This is a genomic window from Acinetobacter terrae, from assembly GCF_002135195.1.
Lineage (GTDB): Bacteria > Pseudomonadota > Gammaproteobacteria > Pseudomonadales > Moraxellaceae > Acinetobacter > Acinetobacter terrae.
The window spans coordinates 107,750-129,153 of the sequence record NZ_NEGF01000009.1 but is presented as its reverse complement, the minus strand read 5'-3'; the positions used below and the strand labels follow the sequence as shown (position 1 = coordinate 129,153).

The following is a 21,404-nucleotide window of genomic DNA, read 5'->3' as shown; positions in this document are numbered from 1 at the left end:
GACTTTTTATTTAAGTTAGGCCACCTGACCTAACGGGTTAATCTTATCATAGTACATTGCTTCAAAATCAAAAGGTGATACATAACCCAGTGCACTATGTACACGCTCTTTATTGAACCAATCTACCGAGTTTAGTGTCGCAAGTTGTACATCCGCTAAACCTTGCCAATCTGCTTTTAAATATTCAATCACCTCTGTTTTGTATAAGCCATTCACCGTTTCAGCCAAAGCATTATCGTATGAATCACCGGTCGTACCGACTGATGCTCGTAAATTTGCTGCTTCTAAACGATTGGTATAACGAATGGAAAGATATTGAACCCCTCTTGCGGAGCAGTGCTCCTCATATGATGAATCACGTTCTTTGGCATGCCTCGATCATGCAATGCTTGCTCCAATGCATCCAGGACCATGTCTGTATTCATACGTGTAGATACTTTCCAGCCAACAATTGCTCGTGAGAAAACATCAATAATAAATGCTGTATACACCCAGCCAGAATTGGTTTGAATATATGTGAAGTCAGCGACCCACAGCTGATCTGGATGATCAGCACTAAAATTCCGTTTTACCAAGTCGGCTGCTCGTTTTTGATCATCTCTGTTACGTGTGGTTTGTTTGTTCTTACCACGCCAAACACCTTGTATACCTAGTTTTTGCATCAATCGAGCAACTGTACAGCGCGCAATAACATAGCCTTCACGGTTCAGTTTTTGCCAAACTTTACGCACACCATATCGACCTGAACTTTCTTTCCAAATTCGTTTAATTTGTTCAGCATGATGCAGGTCATGCAGACCCCGTTTCGCTCGATGTTCTGGATTTACTGTGAGATCTAAAGTTCGATAATAAGTCGAAGCTGCGATCGGTAAAATTCTACAAATCGCATCAACACCATATAAATCTTTATTGTTATGGATAAAATCCACCATTATTTGTGTGGGCGGTCGAGCTCCGCCTGGGCGAAAAAAGCGGCTGCTTTGCGTAGAATTTCATTGGCTCGTTGCAGTTCTTTATTTTCGCGTTCAAGTTGTTTAATGCGTTCTTGGTCTGAAAGCTGCTGTACTTTGATTGGATTCTGTTGATTTAAATGCTTCTGATGCCAGGAACGTAGTGTTTCAGGCGTACAGCCAATCTTAGGTGCAATTGCTGTGATTGCAGCCCAAGTAGAAGGATAATCTTTTTCGGATTCAATCAATAATTGAACCGCTCTATCTCTGATTTCAGGAGTATATTTGGGTTTTTTCATCGGAACATTCTCTCAGGAAAGTTGGTCTCCGACAAACCCGGTACGGTTCACCATATACTTTCTTCATCCTTAGTTAAACCCACGCATGCAGGACAGTACGCAAATTAGCAATACGCTCTTTTAAGCGAATCATAATGCAGTCAATTGTATACAATTCTTTAAGGGTTAAGCCTGAACAACTTAAACTTTGATATATCGCAAGTTCATCACAACAGAACTGAAAATCTTTTTTAGCTTGTACACGATCTGTCATGGTTACCATCAATAAGAAAAGAAAAACCCCGACAAATTAATGACGGGGTTGAGGTGTCGTAATACTTTCGACAAGGAGGTAAATATAAATCTCTTTAAATAAAAAACCTGCTTAACTCTCCCAAATTAAACAGGCCTAATTTGAACTATAACTTTAGATTTTTTGCAGTTATGCTTTGTTTTAACTAAATATATAATTAAATTATTTCAACAATATGAAAATAAAAAATCATGATTATTATTCTAATTAATCGTATGTTTTTTGACTGTTCATTACGTAAGTTCCTTCAAATAATCCCGACACACTTTGATTTTTTCATCATCAACCGTGTAATCGAATTCAGTGACACCCTGTAGGCCAAATAAACACATTAAGAATTGGAGCATGTATTCTCTTTTATTTCCGGCAAAAAAATACCTCCCGAGGGTGGGAGGCTAAAACTAAAAACCAGAAACTACAGCGATAGATTGTATGGCGCGTATTCTATATACAATTAATTTTCAATCACTGGCAAAATATTACTTTAAAATTCAATTTTAAAACCCAATAAAAAGTCCGCTTAACCGGGGTGGTATTAAGCAGACTAATTTGATTAACCTATTTTATTCTTTTTACTAGATCATCTTCTATTTCTTTGGAGTGATTAAAAGATAGCACCTCAAAGCAAATAACAAAGTATTAAGAATATAGAAAAACTGTTTTCACTCGTTTAATTTGAGTTACTTTTCTTTCACCGTAAGAAATTTTGAATATTAAAAAAGCCCGATCCATGACTTAGCTTTCGTTGCTATATAAAAATAAAAAAACCTGCTTACTCTCCCAAGATAAACAGGTTTAATTTGCGCCGAGACCTAAGGACTCTATAGTTATTATTTTCGACAAATATAGAATTAAATTATTTCAATAAGATGAAAGCATTAAAAATATAATCACATTCAAAATCAGACTTGTATTTTTAATGTGTTATTCACTTCCGTGGCACCATGAAGACCAAATAAACACATTAGCAATTGGAGCATTGTTTTTCTCCTGATAAAAAAAAGCCCACTCAAGGTAAGATGATGTGGGCTTATAAACTAAGGACCTTGGAAGGTCATTCAGAAACTACAGCTAATTTCTGCTGGTTATTTTGTACACTAATCAAATAATTTATAGTGGCACAATATACCAAAAGTTAAAATAACATTAATTAAATCAAACTATTAGGGAAACTTAATTAATGATTTATTAAATATTAAAAGCCAGTAGTCTGACGCGGGGCTAGACGCTACTCTCATTCACTAACAACCAAATAGGCATGGTCGCTTCGATCCTAATTTCGTTCTATTTATGGTGGGCCATCACATCCCGACTCTGAGTTTTTTCCTGCATATCCTATTCATGCTCGATAAACTGCATGGGTTGTATCGGCTTTCGTGCGATCTAAACGTGCTTACTTAAACAGTCTTTAGCTAATTAGCAAGCTTTTGCTAATGGGCATACTTTTCTCATGGCAATTAAAAGCCCGCTTACTCTTTCAAATAAGCGGGCCGGTGCTGTAGTCATTTTCTTCGTTTTACTTGCGTTCGCAAAAAGAATATAGCACCTGAATTTTGATAATAAAGTATACGGAATATAGATAAACTGTTTAAGCGTGTTGAATTTAAGTTATTTTTCTTTTCAGGTAATAAATTATAAACATTAAAAAAGCCCGATCAATTGAACGAGCTTTCGTTGGTATACAGATATATTAAGTTAAACCCTTCACCTCAAGCTGATAATCATCTTGAGTAACTCTAATTTTAATCTTCTTATATTTTCGCTTACTGGGCTCCATAGCTGAACCGACCACTTCGTCAAAGAATTTTCGATCTTTCATTAACTCGCTATAAGCCCTATAGCCAATTAATATTTTTTCAGGTTCTTGATTTTTTGAGACCATATCACCAATAAGTTTATCTAATTTTTTTACATTAATATTTGGCATTTAGGGTGAGCTTAATTTTTAAAACAACATCATACTTTAATTTTATAAATATCTTGTATTAAAAAAGCTCACCTTTCGATGAGCTTTAAAATTTATCCATCTCAATAGATAGATACTCAATAAATATTTTTTTTCTTCTATCTCTGGTATTTCACACACCCAAAAAGCTCGAGAATCTGATCGAAAGTTGAATATTGTAAAATCAACAACTACTTGAACACCCATTCTTACCCTAGGGGATGGGGCTAAAAACTCGTTATGAGATTGCCAAACGAATTAAGCCTTTTGTTGATGTAGCCTATCAATATGAAAAGGGACAAAAGCTAACTTCTATGCAACAAGCTTCCAATTCAGAAAAAGGATGGTTGTATGGTGCAGGTATCGAGTTTTTTAAAAAAAAAGTGATTTTAACAAACATCAGAAATAGCAGTTAAAGACTGCTATTTTATTTTGTGCGTGCTTATTTGGTTGGGGATTGCCTTTAAGTGATATTACTGTATCAATTACCTTTTTTAGATCTACGATTCTGACAAACTAATTTTGCTTAATTTGAAATAGATTAATTTTTAGTATTCTCATTTCAATGCCAAAATCTTTCTTGCACCATTGAGTACGAATAAAGAAACGAGTATGCCAATGATTAAGTCCGGATAAGCTGAACCCGTCCAAGCTACAAGTACACCTGCGAATATAACGCCCATATTTACGACAACGTCATTCGCCGAGAAAATCCAACTGGCTTTCATATGTACGCCATCTTCTCTGTGGCTAGAAATAAGATATAAACATGTCACGTTCGCTATAAGAGCGAGCAAACCTATAACCACCATGAGCGTTGATTCTGGTTCACTTCCAAACATGAAGCGTCTGATGACATCGACAATAACAATGACAGCGAGTAATAACTGAATCCAACCTGCAAAATGGGCTGCTTTCACTTGATACTTCGCAGCTTTTCCGACAGCATATAGTGCAATACCATAAACGGCTGCATCGGCAAACATATCTAGAGAATCAGCAATCAATCCTGTAGATGCAGCAATAATACCGCTGATGAATTCAATAAAGAAAAGTAAAGCATTAATGCCTAATAGCAGTTTAAGAACTTTAGCCTGTTTAACAGGATCAGGCTCATTTGGTAGATCTCCTAAAGAAAGCTGTGTTTCATCAAGTTTCGCACCAAAACCGAGTCCTTCAAGTTTGCTTGTAATTTGCTCAACACCTTCATTATGGAAGACTTTCAGTTTTCGATTGGGAAGATCAAAAGCGAGACCTTTAACTGCTCCAAGATCTGAAAGTGCCATGCGAACGATTTGCTCTTCCGCATAGCAATCCATTTTTGGAATGATGTACTCACTCATGTATTTAGCGTTTTTTGAAAATTCTTCGAAGCCTAGATTTTCTTTGGGGTCAGAACCACAGCAGGATGGAGCGGTAACTTGACAACTATTTGAAATGTTACAGCAAGCAGATGAAGATTTTTTTTCATCCCCATCACCATAACAACTAGGCGTGCTATCACAATTTTTTGAAGTGCTTTCTTTTGACATTGATGGATGATTTTCTGGTTGAAACTTATTATCTTCACATAGTGTTTCTTTACTACATCCACAGCCACTCATCATGATACCCATTGAAAAAGTAATAACTAAAAAATTTCGTTAACTCAAAGCTATAAAATCTAAATCCTCAACGATGCTATTAAGCTGATTTTTTTCAGTTTTAAATGATGGATTACGAGCTCTATATAGTGCTAATGCTTTTAATTCATTTGACATAAATAACGCTGATTCTTCTTTCCAGGTCGATTTTCTAGTATCAAGATGCCTATTATTAGATATCCAATCAGAAACCTCAGCATACATACAAGAATTGTCGGCAAAAACTAATTTAGCTTGATTATCGGTTAAATTTTTGAAAACTTTATGGGTGGGTAATATTGATCCAGACACATGAAAAAATGTATATACATATTTATAATTACTGTTCATGTGGACTACTCTTACCTGAATATTTCACTATGATAGCAAACCTATATCGAAATCACACTGACCGTGTCCACACTAAAAGGCATTTAAAACTAGGGGGCTGTTTTAAATATTTTCACAATTTATGGTCTTCGTAAAGTCACAATCCACATAGTCTAGGAACTTCGATTCAGTTATTCCCGTTTTTTATCTCATAATCTTTCAGAGTATCTATCGTGTGTGAGACTATCGATCCATGCAAAAATAAACTTGCTGCTCAACGCCCACTCTCACCTTCTGGGGTTAAAAATTTAAGCCGTATTGCAAGGGTTCAAGCCTGATCAGCTTGTTTTAGGAATTTAAAGCAATACAGAAGGTTGCACTTCGCTATTGCTTTAAAAAACAATTGAATGATTTTATTCAAAAAAATTTATACTGTTTTATTTGCAGCCGCATATTCATAAATCGTGTCGAGATCTTTCTGAATCGAACTGGAAACCACATCCGGTAAAATTTGGTTCACTTTGACAAATATTTTTTCCGGATAGCCGACTTGATAAGATAAACGCTCATTCTGAAGAAATTGATACAGTTCCTGAGCAACAAATTCAGGACTGTCCATTTTCACCCCAAGCTTCTGGTTCATTTTAATGACATTTGAATGATTCATGGCGGTATCGGTTGCCCGGGGAGAAAAATATCTGAATTTAAGTGCTGTTTTGTTGTATTCCCTGGCAAGTGCTTCTGTCGCGCCTTTTAAGGCAAATTTGCTTGCGCAATAACTGACATAGCCCGGGTAACCAATACTGCCAAACGTGGAACCGACATTAATCATCTGGCTAGGCTGACTTTTTGACATGAACGGAATAATTTGCTGAATAAGCTGCAGTGGATAGACCACATTAATCAGCATCATCTGTTCCATCATTTCATGTGACTGATCTGAAAACAGGGAAAAATCATTGATTCCGGCATTGTTGATATAATAATTAATCGGACTATTCAGTTTGGAAATTTCACTGATCAGATCATCACGGCTTTGCTGCTCAGACAGGTCACAGCAGATATTATTCAGTTTAATCTGCGGATAACGCTGAGATAAATTTTCATTCAAGCGCTGAAGTGCATCTTGATTGCGGCCCACCAGCACAAGATTTATTCCATGCTGCCCCAAAATATTGGCAATGGCTTGGCCGATGCCTCCTGTTGCACCAAAAATAACCGCGGTTAAGTTAGACATCATCATTCTCGCATTTAATTAAAATATTGATTTCAATACACTGACCATCATCAAAAATCGGGTTTCATCCCTAAGCCCATACAGATATACAGCTTTCGGTTTTCAAGCGGCACCCGTATTTCACGCCGGCCATGCATAAAGCGTTTATTATCAATAATGGCGATATCCCCATCCTGCCAGTTGATTTCCGAGGTATGGCTTTCACAGCGTTCTGCCAATTCTGCAATTAAAGCAGGACTGATTTCAGAACCATCGGCAAAATAAAACCGTGGTTTTTCATAATTATAGGAAGGTCCCAGCAAGGTATTGGCAAAAGCAGGCACGCCTTTTAAATTGTCGCTACGCACCATATTCATTTTCAAATGGTACTGCACGCCTTCATCCTCTGCTGGGCTGATGCTCTGCCCGGGAATCATCTGAATAAACTGCTGCAAATTATGCGGCGTGACCTGTTCAGCATCGCTAATATTTAGCGCTGTAGCGACATATCTTTGCCAGATGTGTTTAGGTAAATAGCGGCTGATGGTCATCGGTTGGGCAAATTTTTGCTTGAGCGTTTCAGGCAGACTCTGCCAAACTTGATATCCATCACACAACGTGGTCTGAGAACCTTGTGAAGCACTTTTCTCACTAAAAAATGCAATGATGTCCGGCGGTAATGGCGTTGTTCCATTTTCAATATGCAAGCCAACCGCTTGTGTACCGGCATCCACTTTCTGCGATTGCCGGGTGACATTTTCACGTGCCGGATCATAGGTCAGCTTCTGACATAAGCGACTCATCAGCTCACTAAAGGAAGCCACATCATACTGTTCATGTCTTAATAACACCCAGCCCTGCTCCACCAAGGTGTTTTTAATGGACTGATGGGATGATCTTAATTGTGTTTGTGCGATGTTCATCTGTTTCACTCACTGTTTCTGCCTATTTCAGGACTGATACCGGGGCAGAAGAAACTGTTTAAATTTGCCATTCATCTGCAGCAATCAGCTTTGCTGCAAAGCTGCATGGAAGTGCTGTTTTATCTGGTTACGTCGTAATTTTCCGTTATCGGTCAGCATCTGATTTTTTAGGGAAAATGGCTCTGCTGCACGACACCAGTGCTTAATCTGGGCATAGTCCGGCATACGCGCATTGGCTTTTTGAACGGCCGCTTCAATCAGGTTGTCTGAAGAGCAGGCTCTGGCATAAATCACGGCGGACAAATGCGGCTGTGCTTCGCCAAAAATGGCAATCTGATGAATTTCCGCTTCGCTTAAACTGTTCGATTCCACCCATTCTGGCGAGATGTTTCGGCCAAAGCTGCTCACAATAATCTGCTTAATCCGGCCGGTAATATATAAATAGCCTTCTTCATCAAAATATCCGGCATCGCCGGTATGGATATAGGGGCTAACTGCCATGTCATTGACATAACCGAGCATGGCATTGCCCTTGACCACCACTTCAGCATTTTTTTCTATTTTGACCTCTACATGCGGCAAGATTCGTCCCACACTGCCAATTTTGCGTGCATTGGGCAAATTCAGGCTCACCACAGAAGCACATTCCGATAGACCATATCCCTCATATACCGGGAGATTCAGCATCTGGCACTGGCTGAGTAAATCTGGTGAAACTTTTCCTCCACCTACGGCAATAAATTTCAGCGTAGCAAAATCTGTAGGGCCATGCTCGGCAATATATTCCACGATCGCCTTGAGCATTTGCGGGAGCAGAATCACGCTTTCAATCTGATATTTCCGTACCGCATCCACGAAGTGCTGCACATTAAACTCATGATTGGAGATCAGGCCAAACTGACTAACCTCTTCCACAACCACGGCTCTCCCCATGCTGAGAGCAACATAGATGCCCGCAATATTTTCCAGTAATGTGGCAAATGGAATCAGGCATAAATGACGGCCCAGATGACTGGATACCAGTGCATTACTTAAGGATGCTGTAATTGAGTCAATGGTTTCCTCCGCCAGACAGACACCCTTTGGCGTACCGGTACTGCCCGAGGTGTAGGTAATTTTTGAAGGCTGTTGAGGAGGATTCAATTTTATATAACCCTGTTCAGGGTGCGCTTGATGGTCCAACAAATGGACAAACTGCCCGCTGAAGGCATCTGAAGTTGAAACGTCTCTGCGACGCCCTGCATGTTCTGTTAAATTCATCAGCCACTGGGGTATAGCGCAGTTTTTCCCGCCACATTTTTCTTCAATATCGCCACCTGTATCCGTCACACAAATACTATCGACCTGACTGTCCTGAAGCAAATGCTTGACCTGATCCTGGGTGAAAAACAGGGGAATCGGAATCACGGTTATGCCAGCTTTCCTGGCCGCAAGATCAACCAGAATCCAGTTCACACTATTGACGCCCCAGATCGCCAGTCTTTGTATTTTCATCTGAATCAGTTCAGCACTGAGCTGATTCACCTGAATGTTTAATTCAGCATAACTGATGACCGTCCTGTCAGCACTGACAATGGCTTCCCGTATCGGGTCTTGTTTTGCATAAGTTGAAATTGGATCGAACAAACTATTCATCATTTTTAAAAATTCCGCGCGTCAGTACTGGAGAACAACTTGCATACAGATTTAGCCCTTGAAACTATAAAGTTCCTTGGTGACTGCAAGTGCCTCGGCCACATGAATGGCCAGAACATAGGGTTTCTGCTGATAGTAACTGCCCCATTGTCTTTTCGCTTCGCCGAGTAGCTCGGGGTTGGCTTTATCAATCACATGAAAATTCAATCCCATCTGTTGCAGCACATATCGGACAGCAGCGGTGCCTGTGCAAACCGCCCATTCAATGTTTTTCTGGGTTAAATGAAACACCAAGAATGCCACCATCAGTTTTGCATGATCCATATTCAGTGCCGCTAGATTGCCAATTTCAACAATCCGCTCTCTTGCGACCAAAGTATTGCCCAGTTTCGCCAGGGTCATTTCAATAGGTTCATCCAGATACTGTTCCAGAAAGGCAGCGTTAGTCTTTAAATGTTCCAGTCCAATAGCAACCTGCATTTCCTGTTCGACATAGCCTGCAAATAGGGTTGGAAAAAACTCAGAGATGGAGGCCTCATGTACTTCACGATATTTATCACGAATAAAGTTTTCTACTGCGATACGTTCCGATGATCTGCTTCGGTCTAGGGCTTTTACCCTTACCCCGAGAGATGAGTGCCTAGACGAGACTGTTGGACATAATGGAGCATTTTTTTGTTCTAAAAGTTTTTGAATGTGTAGTTCTTTTTTATATTTTGGCTGATTCGGATTGTAATTCAAATAATGAATTTGATTGGATGAATTACAATCAAAGTTGAATTTTATCACTCTCATCTCACCGAATAAAAATAGGTCAGTGATCAAGATAAGAGTCCAAACTTAAAAAATGCTTAATTAAACACAATTGAAAACAATACAATTAAAATAAAAAATATTTAATATTGTTAATGACTTATAAATAAAAATTAAAATATAACTTATTTATTTTTCAAAGATGTATATTTTAATCAGGTAACTTATGCCCACAATGTGGACAGAAAAAATATTTGTTCTTTTCTTGCTCGAGTTCTTCTTCCTTACGCTCATGCATAAGCTGCAATAAAATATCTTGGGTTTGCTCTGAGCTAAGCCCCACTTCTTTACGTAAATTTTCAATTTTTTCTTTATCTTCAATTAAATCAATTTCAGCAACATCTAAAAGTTCACGAAATCTTAATTCTAACTTGTGCTTACGTTGTCTAAGCTCACTTGCCAAACCATTCGCCAAAATACCCGCTGGAAGTGCGGCTAAACCCACACCTAAAATAGTAATCAAAGCGCCAAGGAATCGACCTATGGGCGTGATTGGCGTAACATCGCCATAACCAACCGTTGTCAGCGTAACTACAGCCCACCACATTGCAGCAGGGATTGAGCTAAATACTTCTGGCTGTGCCTGGTTTTCAACAACATACATTCCAGCCGCTGCGATGATAATCATAATAAGTAAAATAAAAATAACCGCTTGAAATGAACCCTTTTCACGCTCAATCACACGTAATAAAATTTGTAATGATACAAAATAACGCGTTAATTTGAGTAATCTAAATAATCTTAGGATTCGAAGGAAACGTAAATCAATATGCACAAAGAAGTTAATATACGCAGGTAAAATTGCCAGCAAGTCAATGATCGCACTACCGCTTCGTACCCATAACCATCTATTTTTCCATGCACTTTCAAACGGATTTTTTTCAGCAATTGCCCAAAATCGTAATAAATACTCTACAGTAAAAACAACGATTGAAAATAATTCAAAGGCATCAAATAACAGTTGATAGGACTGATAGATCTCATTAATAGATTCAAGTAAAACTGCACTTGTATTACCAATAATCAATAAGATAAGAAAGATATTTACGCAGCGACTCAAGGTGCTCTCGTATTCTTCATTATGCAAATTATCGTAAACAAATCTGCGAAGTTTGTACCACGCGTTGAATTCCATATCAGTGCGTTACTGTGTAATAATATTTTTTTAGTTTAGCTCAACCTAGCGCTTAGATATGAGATTTTTTAAAAATTAATCGTTTTGTTTTGAGTAAGTATGTGCCTCCAGTTGATTGAAGTGGCAAGCAAATGAGCTTGATAAGACAGATCAATCAGATACATTCAGCGGCTACTTACTTTCTGCCCAGTCATGCCAAAATTAAACCTACCTACTGCTTACTGATTGTTTTATTAACAAAAAAAGACAGTCAGAAAGAGACAACACCCGGCTGCAAAAAAACCTAGGTCATGGTATGAATCGTATCTTTAAAGCGTTTCCAGGAAACATAGAAAAATACCAGTGCAATTCCAATGAGCCATAGAAATGCAGGCCAAACTACATTCAGACCTGCCCCTCTGTATAAAATAGCTTGCGCCAACTCCACAAAATGCGTGGTCGGTGCAATTAGCATGAAATATTGCAGAAACTCCGGCATACTTTCACGTGGTGTCATCCCTCCTGAAAGCATTTCGATTGGAATTAAAATTAGCATCATCAGCAGGCCGAACTGTGGCATCGACTTTGACATGGTGGCCAGATAAATGCCCATCGATGTAGTAGCAAATAGGGTCAACAAAGCCCCAAAGAAGAATAGAAATAAATTACCTTCTATCGGTACCTGCAAGGCCATTTGTACCACCAGTTTTAAACCCACAAAAGCAGCCAGCAATACCACTAGACTCATAGACCAGACTTTTGCCATCATAATTTCAAATACAGTAACAGGCATCACCATCAAGTGTTCCACCGTACCGTGTTCACGCTCACGGATCAAAGCTGCACCGGTTAGAATGATCGACAGCATCGCCACGTTATTGATGATTTCCATCACACTACCGAACCATTTTTGGTCCAGTAGCGGATTAAAACGGGCACGCATTTCCAGTTCAACCGGCAAGCTGCTCACTTCACGATGGCGCAATACATATTCATTCACTTCGGACTGCACAATCTGCTGGATATAGCCTGCACCTGTCATCGCCTGAGACATGCGTGTCGCATCCACATTGACCTGAATGGAAGCATCTTTTCCAGACAGCACATCTTCCTGAAAATTGACGGGGATATTGAGAGCAAAAGTAAATTCACCGGCATCCATTCCTGCATCCATGTTATTCAGTTCAGTGGTTTGAGGAATAAAATAGGGTGGATAAAAGGCCGAGGTAATTCGCTCCGATAAGGCCGATCGATCTTCATCGACCATCGCAATCGGTGCCATATTCAGGCTATCGGTCATTGCCGTCGCTGCAGTGTAGATTGCGACCGTAAAGGTATAGATGATGAGGATCAGCATGACTGGGTCGCGCCATAGACTCCAGAGTTCTTTGCAACCGAGCTGATAGATATTCTGTAGTTTTTGCCTGAACATGCTATGGCTCCTGTTTTTTTAGCGCAAGGATTGCCGCACACATAATGATCGGGACAGACAGCAGGATCACCCAAAGAGACTCATGCAAGTCTTCAAAACCTAAAGCTTTGTTAAACACGCCACGGCTGATATTCACCATATGCGTGGCAGGATAAATCTCACCAAACCAGCGGCCAAATCCTTCAAGTGACGAGACAGGATTAATAATTCCGGCAAATTGCATCACTGGAATGAGCGTACCAAGCATCACCAGAAACATGGAGGCAATCTGACTCTTGGTCAGGGATGAGGCCAATAAGCCCGTACCGGTGGAAAAAATAATAAACAGCAATGAAGCCAGGGTCAGGGTCAGGAAACTACCCTTGATCGGCACATCAAACACCACCACAATAATCAGGCACATCAGGAAATAGTTCAGCATGGCCAGCACGACGTAGGGAATCTGTTTGCCGATTAAAAATTCACTGCGGGTGACCGGCGTGACATAGAGATTGACAATCGAACCCAGTTCTTTTTCCCGCACCACGGACAAAGCCGTCAGCATCGCCGGGATCAGCAAAATTAATAACGGAAATAAGGCGGGTGCCATTGCAGGTAGACTCTTAATGTCAGGATTATAACGGAAGCGGGTTTCAACATTGACCAGACTCGACATTTTATAACCGCTTTGCTCCAGTGCCTGCTGCATCAACCAGTGGCTGTGAATGCCTTGCACATAGCCCTGAACCGTTTCTGCACGCTGTGGCATGGCACCGTCAATCCACGCCCCGATTTTAACATCCTCACCTCGGGAAATATCTCGGGCAAAATTTGGCGGAATCTCGATCGCCAAAGAAATATCACCGCTACGCATACGCTGATCGATTTCTTCATAACTCTGTAATGCTGGTTTTTCCACAAAATAACGCGAACCGGCAATGCTCATCGTGTAGTTCTCACTTAGACCAGTCTGGTCACGATCCAGCACGGCAAAGGTCAGGTCATCCACATCCATAGTAATCCCATAGCCCATCACGAACAGCAGGATAATCGATCCGACCAAGGCCATCGTGGCACGAATCGGATCACGTGCCAGCTCCAATGACTCACGCCACGCGTAACTATATAGGCGTTGCACACTGAATCTTTTGGATTTTTCTACACTTGGTTCAGATTCATCATTAACCACGATATTCTTTGATACATCTTCAGGCTCACTTTGAGTGCCTGCGCCAGCATCCTTCAAATAACCAATAAAGGCTTCTTCCAGCGTATCTGCCTGCCGATTTTTCATCAGTTGTGTCGGTGCAGCGCTGTCCAGAACTCGACCAGCATGCATCATCGACATACGATCACAGCGCACAGCTTCATTCATAAAATGGGTTGAAATAAAGATGGTGACACCGTCATTACGGGATAAACTGATCAGATATCGCCAGAAATTATCCCGCGCAATCGGATCCACCCCTGAGGTCGGCTCATCAAGAATTAAAATTTCCGGATTATGTACCAGTGCGACCGCCAGCGACAGACGCTGACGAATTCCTAAGGGCAAATCATCGGGCAATTTATCTTTCACAGCACTCAAATCAAAACGCTGCAGCATCTGTTGCACACGTTCATCAATTTTGTCCGCTGGCACATGAAATAATTTGGCGTGGAGTACCAGGTTCTGGAGAATGGTCAGTTCACTATAGAGTGAAAAGGTCTGGGACATATAGCCCACACGACGACGGGTTTCCAGATTGCTGCCTTCCACAGGCTGACCAAATAGCCATGCCTGTCCTTCCGAGGCTTCAAGCAACCCCGTCAACACCTTCATGGTGGTCGATTTACCACAACCATTGGAGCCCAGGAAACCAAAGATTTCCCCCCGTCTAATCTGAAAATTGACATGATCTACTGCAGTAAAATCGCCAAACTTTACCGTCAGGTCTTTGGCTTCCAGGGCATAGGCATCTGAGCCATAATCCGGCAAAGCAGGAATTACCACCGGTTCATAGCCTTTTTTCTTTTCTTCCGGTAAAAGTTTGATAAATGCCTCTTCCAGGCTTTTACTTCCTGTCAGTGCAAGCAGGTCTTGAGGCGCTCCCGTTTTCAGGATTTTGCCTTCATCCATCATGGCCAGCCAGTCAAAGCCCTGCGCCTCGTCCATATAGGCGGTCGCCACAATGACACTCATGTGAGGACGAACCGTGCGAATGTGGTTGATCAGTTCCCAAAACTGTGCTCGAGCCAAGGGATCGACCCCTGTGGTGGGTTCATCCAGAATCAGAAAGTCCGGGTCGTGAATCAGGGAACAACATAAGCCCAATTTCTGCTTCATTCCCCCAGACAATTTTCCTGCAGGGCGATCCAGGAAGTCATACAGTCCTGTGCTTTTGGTCAATTCATCAATACGTTTACGGCGCTCTTGCGCACCATGACCAAACAGACGTGCCACGAACTGCAAATTTTCTTCAACGGAAAGTGTTTTAGAGAGATTTTTACCCAGTCCCTGAGGCATGTAGGCAATATGCGGACAGACTTTCCTGCGATGTTTTCTGTCCGCAATATTTCCGCCTAGCACGAGCAAGGTACCTTCTTGTAACACCTTGGCACCAGCCAACAGTGCGAGCAGACTGGATTTTCCCACCCCATCTGGACCGATCAAACCAATCATGCGAGCTGCGGGAAGGGACAGAGAAATATCCTTTAAGGCTTCAGTTTTCCCATATTTCAGGCTGACATGCTGAATTTCTGCAACAATCGGTCCCGGTACAGATGGTTGTGTCATGATTTAACCTGATTCTCTAAGAAAGCTGGCCAAGCAGCATTGTCATCAATTTTGATATACGCTACGCCTGGAAGGCCTGTTTTTACTTGCTGAATATGCTTCTGTAACAGGGCTGGATCAATTTTCGCTTTGACACGGAACATTAATTTTTGACGTTCACTTTCTGTTTCCACGGTCTTCGGTGTGAACTGGGCAGTATCCGCAACAAAAGACACCCGGGCAGGAATCACCACGTTTTTGGCAGCATCCAGCACAATGCGGACTTCGGTGCCCATCGCGATACGGCCGGCCACAGTTTCCGGCAGGAAGAACGTCATATAGACATCGGACAGATCAATGAGGTTCAGCACCCGTCCACCTGCTGCGATCATTTCACCCGGCTGCGCGACCAAAAACTGCACACGTGCTTTCAAAGGAGCCTTGAGCTGTGCATCATCTAGATCAAAATTAATTCGTTCAATCGTTGCTTTAATCGCATCGACTTGAGAATGTGCACCTGATACTTGGCTACGTGCTGCTACAATTGCACTTTGTGCACTATCCACTTGCGCTTTTGCTGCACTCAATACTGCAGCTACACGTTTAACATCTGCACGTTCATCATCCAGTTGTTGTCTAGAGGAAGCACCTTCTTTAGCCAAAATTTCCGTACGCGCCAAACGGTTTTTTGCAGCGACCAATTCAGTTTCACGCTGCTGTACCATCGCCTCTGCAGCGGCTTTTTCACTGATACGCATTGCGACTTGCGCTTCTGCAGTGGCAATTCCATCTTGCGCCTGACGCTGTTGTGCCTGGACTTCACGTAACTGTGCTTCCAAAGCAGAGACTTTAATGCGCGCTAAAACTTGTCCAGGCTCGACAAAATCTCCTTCCTGTACCAGAATTTCTTCCAGCTGGCCAGATAACTTACTGGAGATATTGATTTCAGTAGCCTCGATCCGTCCATTGCCACTCACTAAGGCATCTGTATCAGACTTGTCCATATTTTTCCAGATCAAATAAGCGACTAAAACGGTGATGACAATTGCCCCAACAATGGATAACTTCTTAATATTCATGTATCGGATTACTCAATATATTTAATAAAACCAGGATAAAAATTTATTCACTTTTTCTTAAAATCAAAAGGTTATACCCTTCATTTTATTAAGTTTATTCTAAAGAGGTTAAAAGATATTGTTCAGGCTGTTTCGCTACGCTGCTGTCACCGCCTAGCGCAAAATACAAGGAAACATAGGACTGCATTAAAGCACTCTGGGTTTCGATCCACTGCTGTTCTGCAGATAGCAAATTCCGCTGCGCATCAAGCACATCTAGATAGCCCACTGCCCCATTATCATAGCGCAACTGGGCCAGTCGTGCAGTTTCTCTAAATGCAGTCAGGCCCTGATTCTGAATCTGCAATTGCCTGCTTAAATGTTGCTGCTGTACTAAAGCATCTGCCACTTCACGGAAAGCATTCTGTACGGTTTTTTCATAGTCAGCAACGGCAATGTCACGGCGTACTTCCGCCAAAATCAGGTTGTTTTTTAAACGCCCCGCGTTAAAGATTGGAATACTGATACTTGGTGCAAAAGACCATAACTTATTGCCCGATTTAAATAAGCCATCAAGTTCAGTGCTCGCTATGCCAAAACTGCCGGTTAGCGCAATTCGAGGGAAAAATGCCGCACGTGCAGCATGAATATCTGCGTGCCTTGAATGCAGCAGAGCTTCTGCGGCACGGATATCAGGCCGATTCAGCAATAGATCTGAAGGCAACCCCGTCTGCAACCCAGCCGTTTTAAAGACCACTTGATCCAAATCCAGCTTTGGAATCTCCATGGACTGGCCAATCAGCTGCAGCAAATAGTTTGCTGTCATGTCCTGGCTATTTTGCAGCTGAATCAATAAAGCCTGACCATTGCTGACCAGGGTTTGCGCCTGCATATATTCCACTTTGGAACTCGCACCGACTTCATAACGTCGTTTAAAGATACGTACAGATCTTTCATAGCTTTGCACTGAACGTTTTGCAAAATAAATACGCTTTTCCAATTCAGACAAAGTCAAATAGCTTTGGATTGATTGCTGAATAATGCTGTTGCGTACCGCCAACTGATTGTATTCAGCTGCGAAAAATTGCTGCAATGCTGCTGCATTCAAAGTGAGTATACGCCCCCAGAGATCCAGTTCCCATTGGTTCATTCCCACACCCACAGAATATTGATCTGAGGTTACCGCACGACCAATAAAGGATAAATCTGCAGGCACTCGGCTGCGCTCATAAGCTGCACTGCCGGAGATACTTGGCCATGATTCTGAACGCTGAATGCCATAAGCAGCTTGTGCTTCTTGTACCCGCAGCGCTGCTATTTTCAAGTCATGATTATGCGCCAAGGCAAGATAAGCGACTTTGATTAATGCCGGGTCATTGACATAATCTGACCAAGCTAGAACATGATATTTACCACTCTGCTGAAGGGGATATTGTGCTGGCAAGGCAACCTGGGGGGCTATAAACGGTGCTATATTTTGACAGCCACCTAAAAAAACCAGCATTGACAGTGCGACAACACTGCTGTGTATACGATGACTGAAAAAAATCTGCTGCATCAATTATTGCCCCCAAAAGTTGGTTGGGTCATAAATATGGGAATAAACTTCAATGAACACAATTTCCGACTCACTCAACTGAACCGAAAAAATGACCAACGCAGAAAATGAACCAAATTGAAGAGGGCTGCCATATCAATGGATGCCTACCTGAGTAAAGTGGAGTTCAGTGGCTACTTAGATTTAAAATGCAATTGGTACTCATCAGTGGTGACTTTTATTTTTAATTTCTTATATTTTCTCTGAGTTGGACTCAGTGCCGAGTTTGTAACTTCTTCAGAAAATTCTGAGTCCTTCATCAGGTGTGAAAATAGCTTGTAACCTATTAATATTTTATTAACCCCTTTATCTTCTTTTACAGCTTCATCAATTAATTGGTCTAGCTCTTGCACTGAAATAATACTCATAAATCTTCGTTCCCGATTAGTTTCATGGCTTATCAATTGAGTGTTTCTGTTTCAGGTTTCTATGATTGGTTGCGTAACGGATTGAGCTGTCGAGCTATATGATTTAATCAAAAATCAATCCTTGTTAAATTAGCGCATCTAGAAACTCAAGAAAGTTATAGGCAATTTACTTGGTACTATTTTACTGATTTTCTCCGCAGCCGTCTTGTCTTTACAGACACAAAAAACCCGGCAGGTGTCGGGCTTTTCATCATTAAATTTAGGAAGCGAGCAAATTGCGCAAGACATAGTGCAAGATACCACCGGCCTTAAAGTATTCGACCTCATTCAAGGTATCAATGCGACACAACACTTGAAAATGGCTACACGTACCATCGGTATGTTGCACATCTACTTCCAGCATTTGATGCGGATGAATATCATCCGACAAGCCTAAAATTGACAGTGTTTCATGGCCGGTTAGGTTCAATATCTGCCGATTCTGACCCTCCACAAACTGTAAAGGTAACACCCCCATGCCGACCAGATTGGAACGGTGAATCCGCTCAAAACTTTCAGCAATCACCGCTTTTACCCCCAACAGGTTGGTGCCTTTGGCCGCCCAGTCACGTGAAGAACCAGTGCCATATTCTTTCCCGGCAATAATCACTAGCGGGGTTTGTTCTGCCTGATAGCGCATTGCCGCATCATAAATCGAGAGTTTTTCTGCACTTGGAATATGCAGAGTATTGCCACCTTCCTCCCCACCCAGCATTTCGTTTTTGATGCGGATATTGGCAAAGGTGCCTCGCATCATCACCTCATGGTTGCCACGGCGGGATCCATAAGAGTTAAAGTCTTTTGCATCAACCCCCTGTTGCTGCAAATATCGTCCGGCAGGACTATCTTTTTTGATATTGCCTGCAGGGGAAATATGGTCCGTCGTGACTGAATCGCCCAATACAGCCAAAATCCGTGCCAGTTTGATCTGCTGAATTGGTCGCACCGGCTGATCAATTTCTGCAAAAAAGGGTGGATGTCGGATATAGGTCGATTGTTCATCCCAAGCATAGGTTTGACTTTGTGGAATCTGGATCGCTTTCCACTTGGCATCGCCTTCAAACACTTCCGCATATTCTTTATGAAACATCTCGGTATTCACGTTCTGCAGTGCGGCATCGATTTCCACCTGTGTCGGCCAGATATCTTTTAAATAAACCGCTTGGCCATCAAAGCCTTCACCTATCGGCTCAGCAGTGAGATCAGTTCGAATATTCCCGACCAAACCATAGGCAACAACCAAGGGTGGAGATGCTAGCCAGTTGGTTTTCACCAATGGATGCACCCGTCCTTCAAAGTTACGGTTTCCGGAGAGCACTGAGGCTACATTCAAATCGAAACATTGCACAGCCTCTTCAATTGCTTCAGGCAAAGGTCCCGAATTACCAATACAGGTGGTACAACCATAACCAACCAGGTTATAACCCAGTCGATTCAAATAAGGCGTCAACCCTGCTGCATCAAGATAATCGCTGACCACTTTGGAACCTGGAGCCAGTGAACTTTTCACCCAAGGTTTCCGCTGCAAACCTTTTTCGAGTGCTTTTTTTGCTAATAGTCCTGCTGCCAACATGACACTGGGATTCGAGGTATTGGTACAGGAGGTAATGGCTGAAATCACCACATCGCCATGCTGCAACGGATATTTTTTACCCTCAATCATACAAAAAGGATTCTCATGTGGCAGGTTGGCCTGTTTCGCTTCAACAGCCGTACCTCCACCTCCTTCATTTTCCAGACGCTCTTTTTCTTCTTTGACCGGTTTCAAGGTCAGATCCATGAAGGCAGCAAAGGTTTTTGGCACTTGCGACAATAGCACACGATCCTGCGGACGTTTCGGACCCGCCAGACTGGCTTCTACCGTCGACATATCTAAAGCCAGAGTGTCTGTAAAGACTGGTTCATCCCCCGGATTGCGCCACAATCCTTGCAACTTGCTATAGGCCTCTACCAAGGCAATTCTTTCGGGCTGACGTCCAGTTAAACGTAAATAGGAAAGAGTCACCTCATCAATCGGGAAAAAGCCACAGGTAGCGCCATACTCGGGTGCCATATTGGCAATAGTGGCACGGTCAGCCAATGGTAAATCGGCCAGACCATCGCCATAAAATTCGACAAATTTCCCAACTACGCCTTTTTTTCGTAGTATCTGGGTAATGGTCAGCACCAGATCAGTTGCTGTAATCCCTTCTTTGAGTTTACCGGTGAGCTTAAAGCCGATTACTTCCGGAATCAGCATGGAGATCGGTTGACCCAGCATGGCCGCTTCCGCTTCGATACCGCCTACCCCCCAACCTAACACGCCTAAGCCATTGATCATGGTGGTATGTGAGTCAGTACCGACCAAGGTATCAGGAAAGGCAAAGCGCTGCCCATCAACCTCATTGCTCCAGACCACTTGTGCCAGATATTCCAGATTGACCTGGTGGCAAATCCCGGTTCCTGGCGGTACCACGCGAAACTGATTGAGCGCCGCCTGCCCCCATCGCAGGAACTGGTAGCGCTCACCATTGCGTTGCATCTCAATGGCGACATTCTGCTCAAAAGCTTGCGGGCTGGCAAAGTAATCGACCATCACCGAGTGATCGATGACTAAATCCACCGGTGACAGCGGATTAATTTTTTCCGGATCACCACCGGCTTTGGCCACCGCTGCACGCATCGCGGCAAGATCAACCACGGCGGGAACACCGGTAAAATCCTGCATCAGTACCCGTGCTGGACGATACTGGATTTCCTGTTCTGAGGTTTGGTTGTTTAGCCACCCTGCCAACGCATAAATATGCTCGGTTTTCACCGTGAGCTGATCTTCAAAACGCAGTAAATTTTCCAGCAAGACTTTTAAAGATTTTGGCAGCCGGGACAGGTCGCCCAACTGCACTTGCAATTTGGATAGGTTGAAAATCTGATAGTGTTCTGAACCGACGGTTAATGTTTCTAAGGTATTAAAACTATTGATATCACTATACTTAGCCATCTAGTTTCCCTCCGGCTTGAGATGTTATTTTTATGATCACAGTCAACCACTTCTTTACTT

Annotated in this window: 15 protein-coding genes, 2 pseudogenes and 1 other annotated feature; of the genes and pseudogenes, 1 reads left to right on the top strand and 16 read right to left on the bottom strand. The window is 42.2% G+C overall.

Going from position 1 to position 21,404, the window contains the following annotated elements:
• Window positions 1-15: 15 nt before the first annotated feature.
• From B9T23_RS11145 to B9T23_RS11135, 3 genes and pseudogenes are all read right to left on the bottom strand, one after another.
• Window positions 16-1,249, bottom strand: a pseudogene (locus tag B9T23_RS11145) (IS3 family transposase).
• Window positions 858-974 (bottom strand) — a sequence feature (AL1L pseudoknot). (Overlaps the previous pseudogene by 117 nt.)
• A 73-nt stretch (window positions 1,250-1,322) precedes the next feature.
• Window positions 1,323-1,502: a hypothetical protein gene (locus B9T23_RS11140; protein ID WP_067723721.1), complete on the bottom strand. Its 180-nt coding sequence runs from the start codon at window positions 1,500-1,502 to the stop codon at window positions 1,323-1,325.
• 1,729 nt (window positions 1,503-3,231) lie between these two features.
• Complete coding sequence (locus B9T23_RS11135; RefSeq protein WP_067723720.1) at window positions 3,232-3,468, bottom strand: hypothetical protein; 237 nt, start codon at window positions 3,466-3,468, stop codon at window positions 3,232-3,234.
• A gap of 242 nt (window positions 3,469-3,710) precedes the next feature.
• Here B9T23_RS11135 and B9T23_RS11130 point away from each other — a divergent pair.
• Window positions 3,711-3,902: pseudogene (locus B9T23_RS11130) on the top strand (copper resistance protein B); the annotation flags it as partial.
• Between the two features lie 141 nt (window positions 3,903-4,043).
• Here B9T23_RS11130 and B9T23_RS11125 read toward each other — a convergent pair.
• The 13 genes from B9T23_RS11125 to acnA form a co-directional block, all read right to left on the bottom strand.
• Complete coding sequence (locus B9T23_RS11125) at window positions 4,044-5,090, bottom strand: cation transporter (protein WP_067723733.1); 1,047 nt, start codon at window positions 5,088-5,090, stop codon at window positions 4,044-4,046.
• 39 nt (window positions 5,091-5,129) lie between these two features.
• A complete protein-coding gene (locus B9T23_RS11120) occupies window positions 5,130-5,459 on the bottom strand; it encodes a hypothetical protein (RefSeq protein WP_067723719.1) in 330 nt (109 codons plus the stop codon).
• Window positions 5,460-5,865: 406 nt separating this feature from the next.
• On the bottom strand, window positions 5,866-6,675 hold the full coding sequence (locus B9T23_RS11115) for an SDR family oxidoreductase (protein WP_067723732.1): 810 nt from the start codon (window positions 6,673-6,675) through the stop codon (window positions 5,866-5,868).
• Between the two features lie 50 nt (window positions 6,676-6,725).
• Window positions 6,726-7,577, bottom strand: a complete 852-nt coding sequence (locus B9T23_RS11110) for a TauD/TfdA family dioxygenase (RefSeq protein ID WP_067723731.1) — start codon at window positions 7,575-7,577, stop codon at window positions 6,726-6,728.
• 84 nt (window positions 7,578-7,661) lie between these two features.
• Window positions 7,662-9,215, bottom strand: coding sequence for an AMP-binding protein (locus B9T23_RS11105; protein ID WP_067723718.1), 1,554 nt, complete (start codon window positions 9,213-9,215; stop codon window positions 7,662-7,664).
• Between the two features lie 48 nt (window positions 9,216-9,263).
• Window positions 9,264-10,007 (bottom strand): thermostable hemolysin, encoded by a 744-nt coding sequence (locus B9T23_RS11100; protein ID WP_081406213.1) that lies wholly within the window; start codon window positions 10,005-10,007, stop codon window positions 9,264-9,266.
• A 169-nt stretch (window positions 10,008-10,176) separates the two neighbouring features.
• Window positions 10,177-11,160 (bottom strand): ion transporter, encoded by a 984-nt coding sequence (locus tag B9T23_RS11095; protein ID WP_067723717.1) that lies wholly within the window; start codon window positions 11,158-11,160, stop codon window positions 10,177-10,179.
• 283 nt (window positions 11,161-11,443) lie between these two features.
• Entirely contained in the window at window positions 11,444-12,571 is a 1,128-nt protein-coding gene (locus B9T23_RS11090) for an ABC transporter permease (protein WP_086194136.1), read from the bottom strand.
• A gap of 1 nt (window position 12,572) precedes the next feature.
• The gene (gene rbbA / locus B9T23_RS11085; protein ID WP_086194135.1) at window positions 12,573-15,326 is read right to left on the bottom strand and encodes a ribosome-associated ATPase/putative transporter RbbA; all 2,754 of its coding nucleotides are present in this window, start codon (window positions 15,324-15,326) and stop codon (window positions 12,573-12,575) included.
• The gene (locus B9T23_RS11080; protein ID WP_067723716.1) at window positions 15,323-16,384 is read right to left on the bottom strand and encodes an HlyD family secretion protein; all 1,062 of its coding nucleotides are present in this window, start codon (window positions 16,382-16,384) and stop codon (window positions 15,323-15,325) included. Before B9T23_RS11080 ends, rbbA begins: the two co-directional genes overlap by 4 nt.
• Window positions 16,385-16,478: 94 nt before the next feature.
• Window positions 16,479-17,921, bottom strand: a complete 1,443-nt coding sequence (locus B9T23_RS11075; RefSeq protein WP_086194134.1) for an efflux transporter outer membrane subunit — start codon at window positions 17,919-17,921, stop codon at window positions 16,479-16,481.
• Window positions 17,922-18,094: 173 nt separating this feature from the next.
• Window positions 18,095-18,328 carry a hypothetical protein gene (locus B9T23_RS11070; protein ID WP_067723715.1) on the bottom strand — a complete coding sequence of 78 codons (234 nt, stop codon included), beginning with the start codon at window positions 18,326-18,328 and terminating at the stop codon, window positions 18,095-18,097.
• 259 nt (window positions 18,329-18,587) lie between these two features.
• The gene (gene acnA, locus B9T23_RS11065; RefSeq protein ID WP_086194133.1) at window positions 18,588-21,344 is read right to left on the bottom strand and encodes an aconitate hydratase AcnA; all 2,757 of its coding nucleotides are present in this window, start codon (window positions 21,342-21,344) and stop codon (window positions 18,588-18,590) included.
• Window positions 21,345-21,404 lie beyond the last annotated feature (60 nt).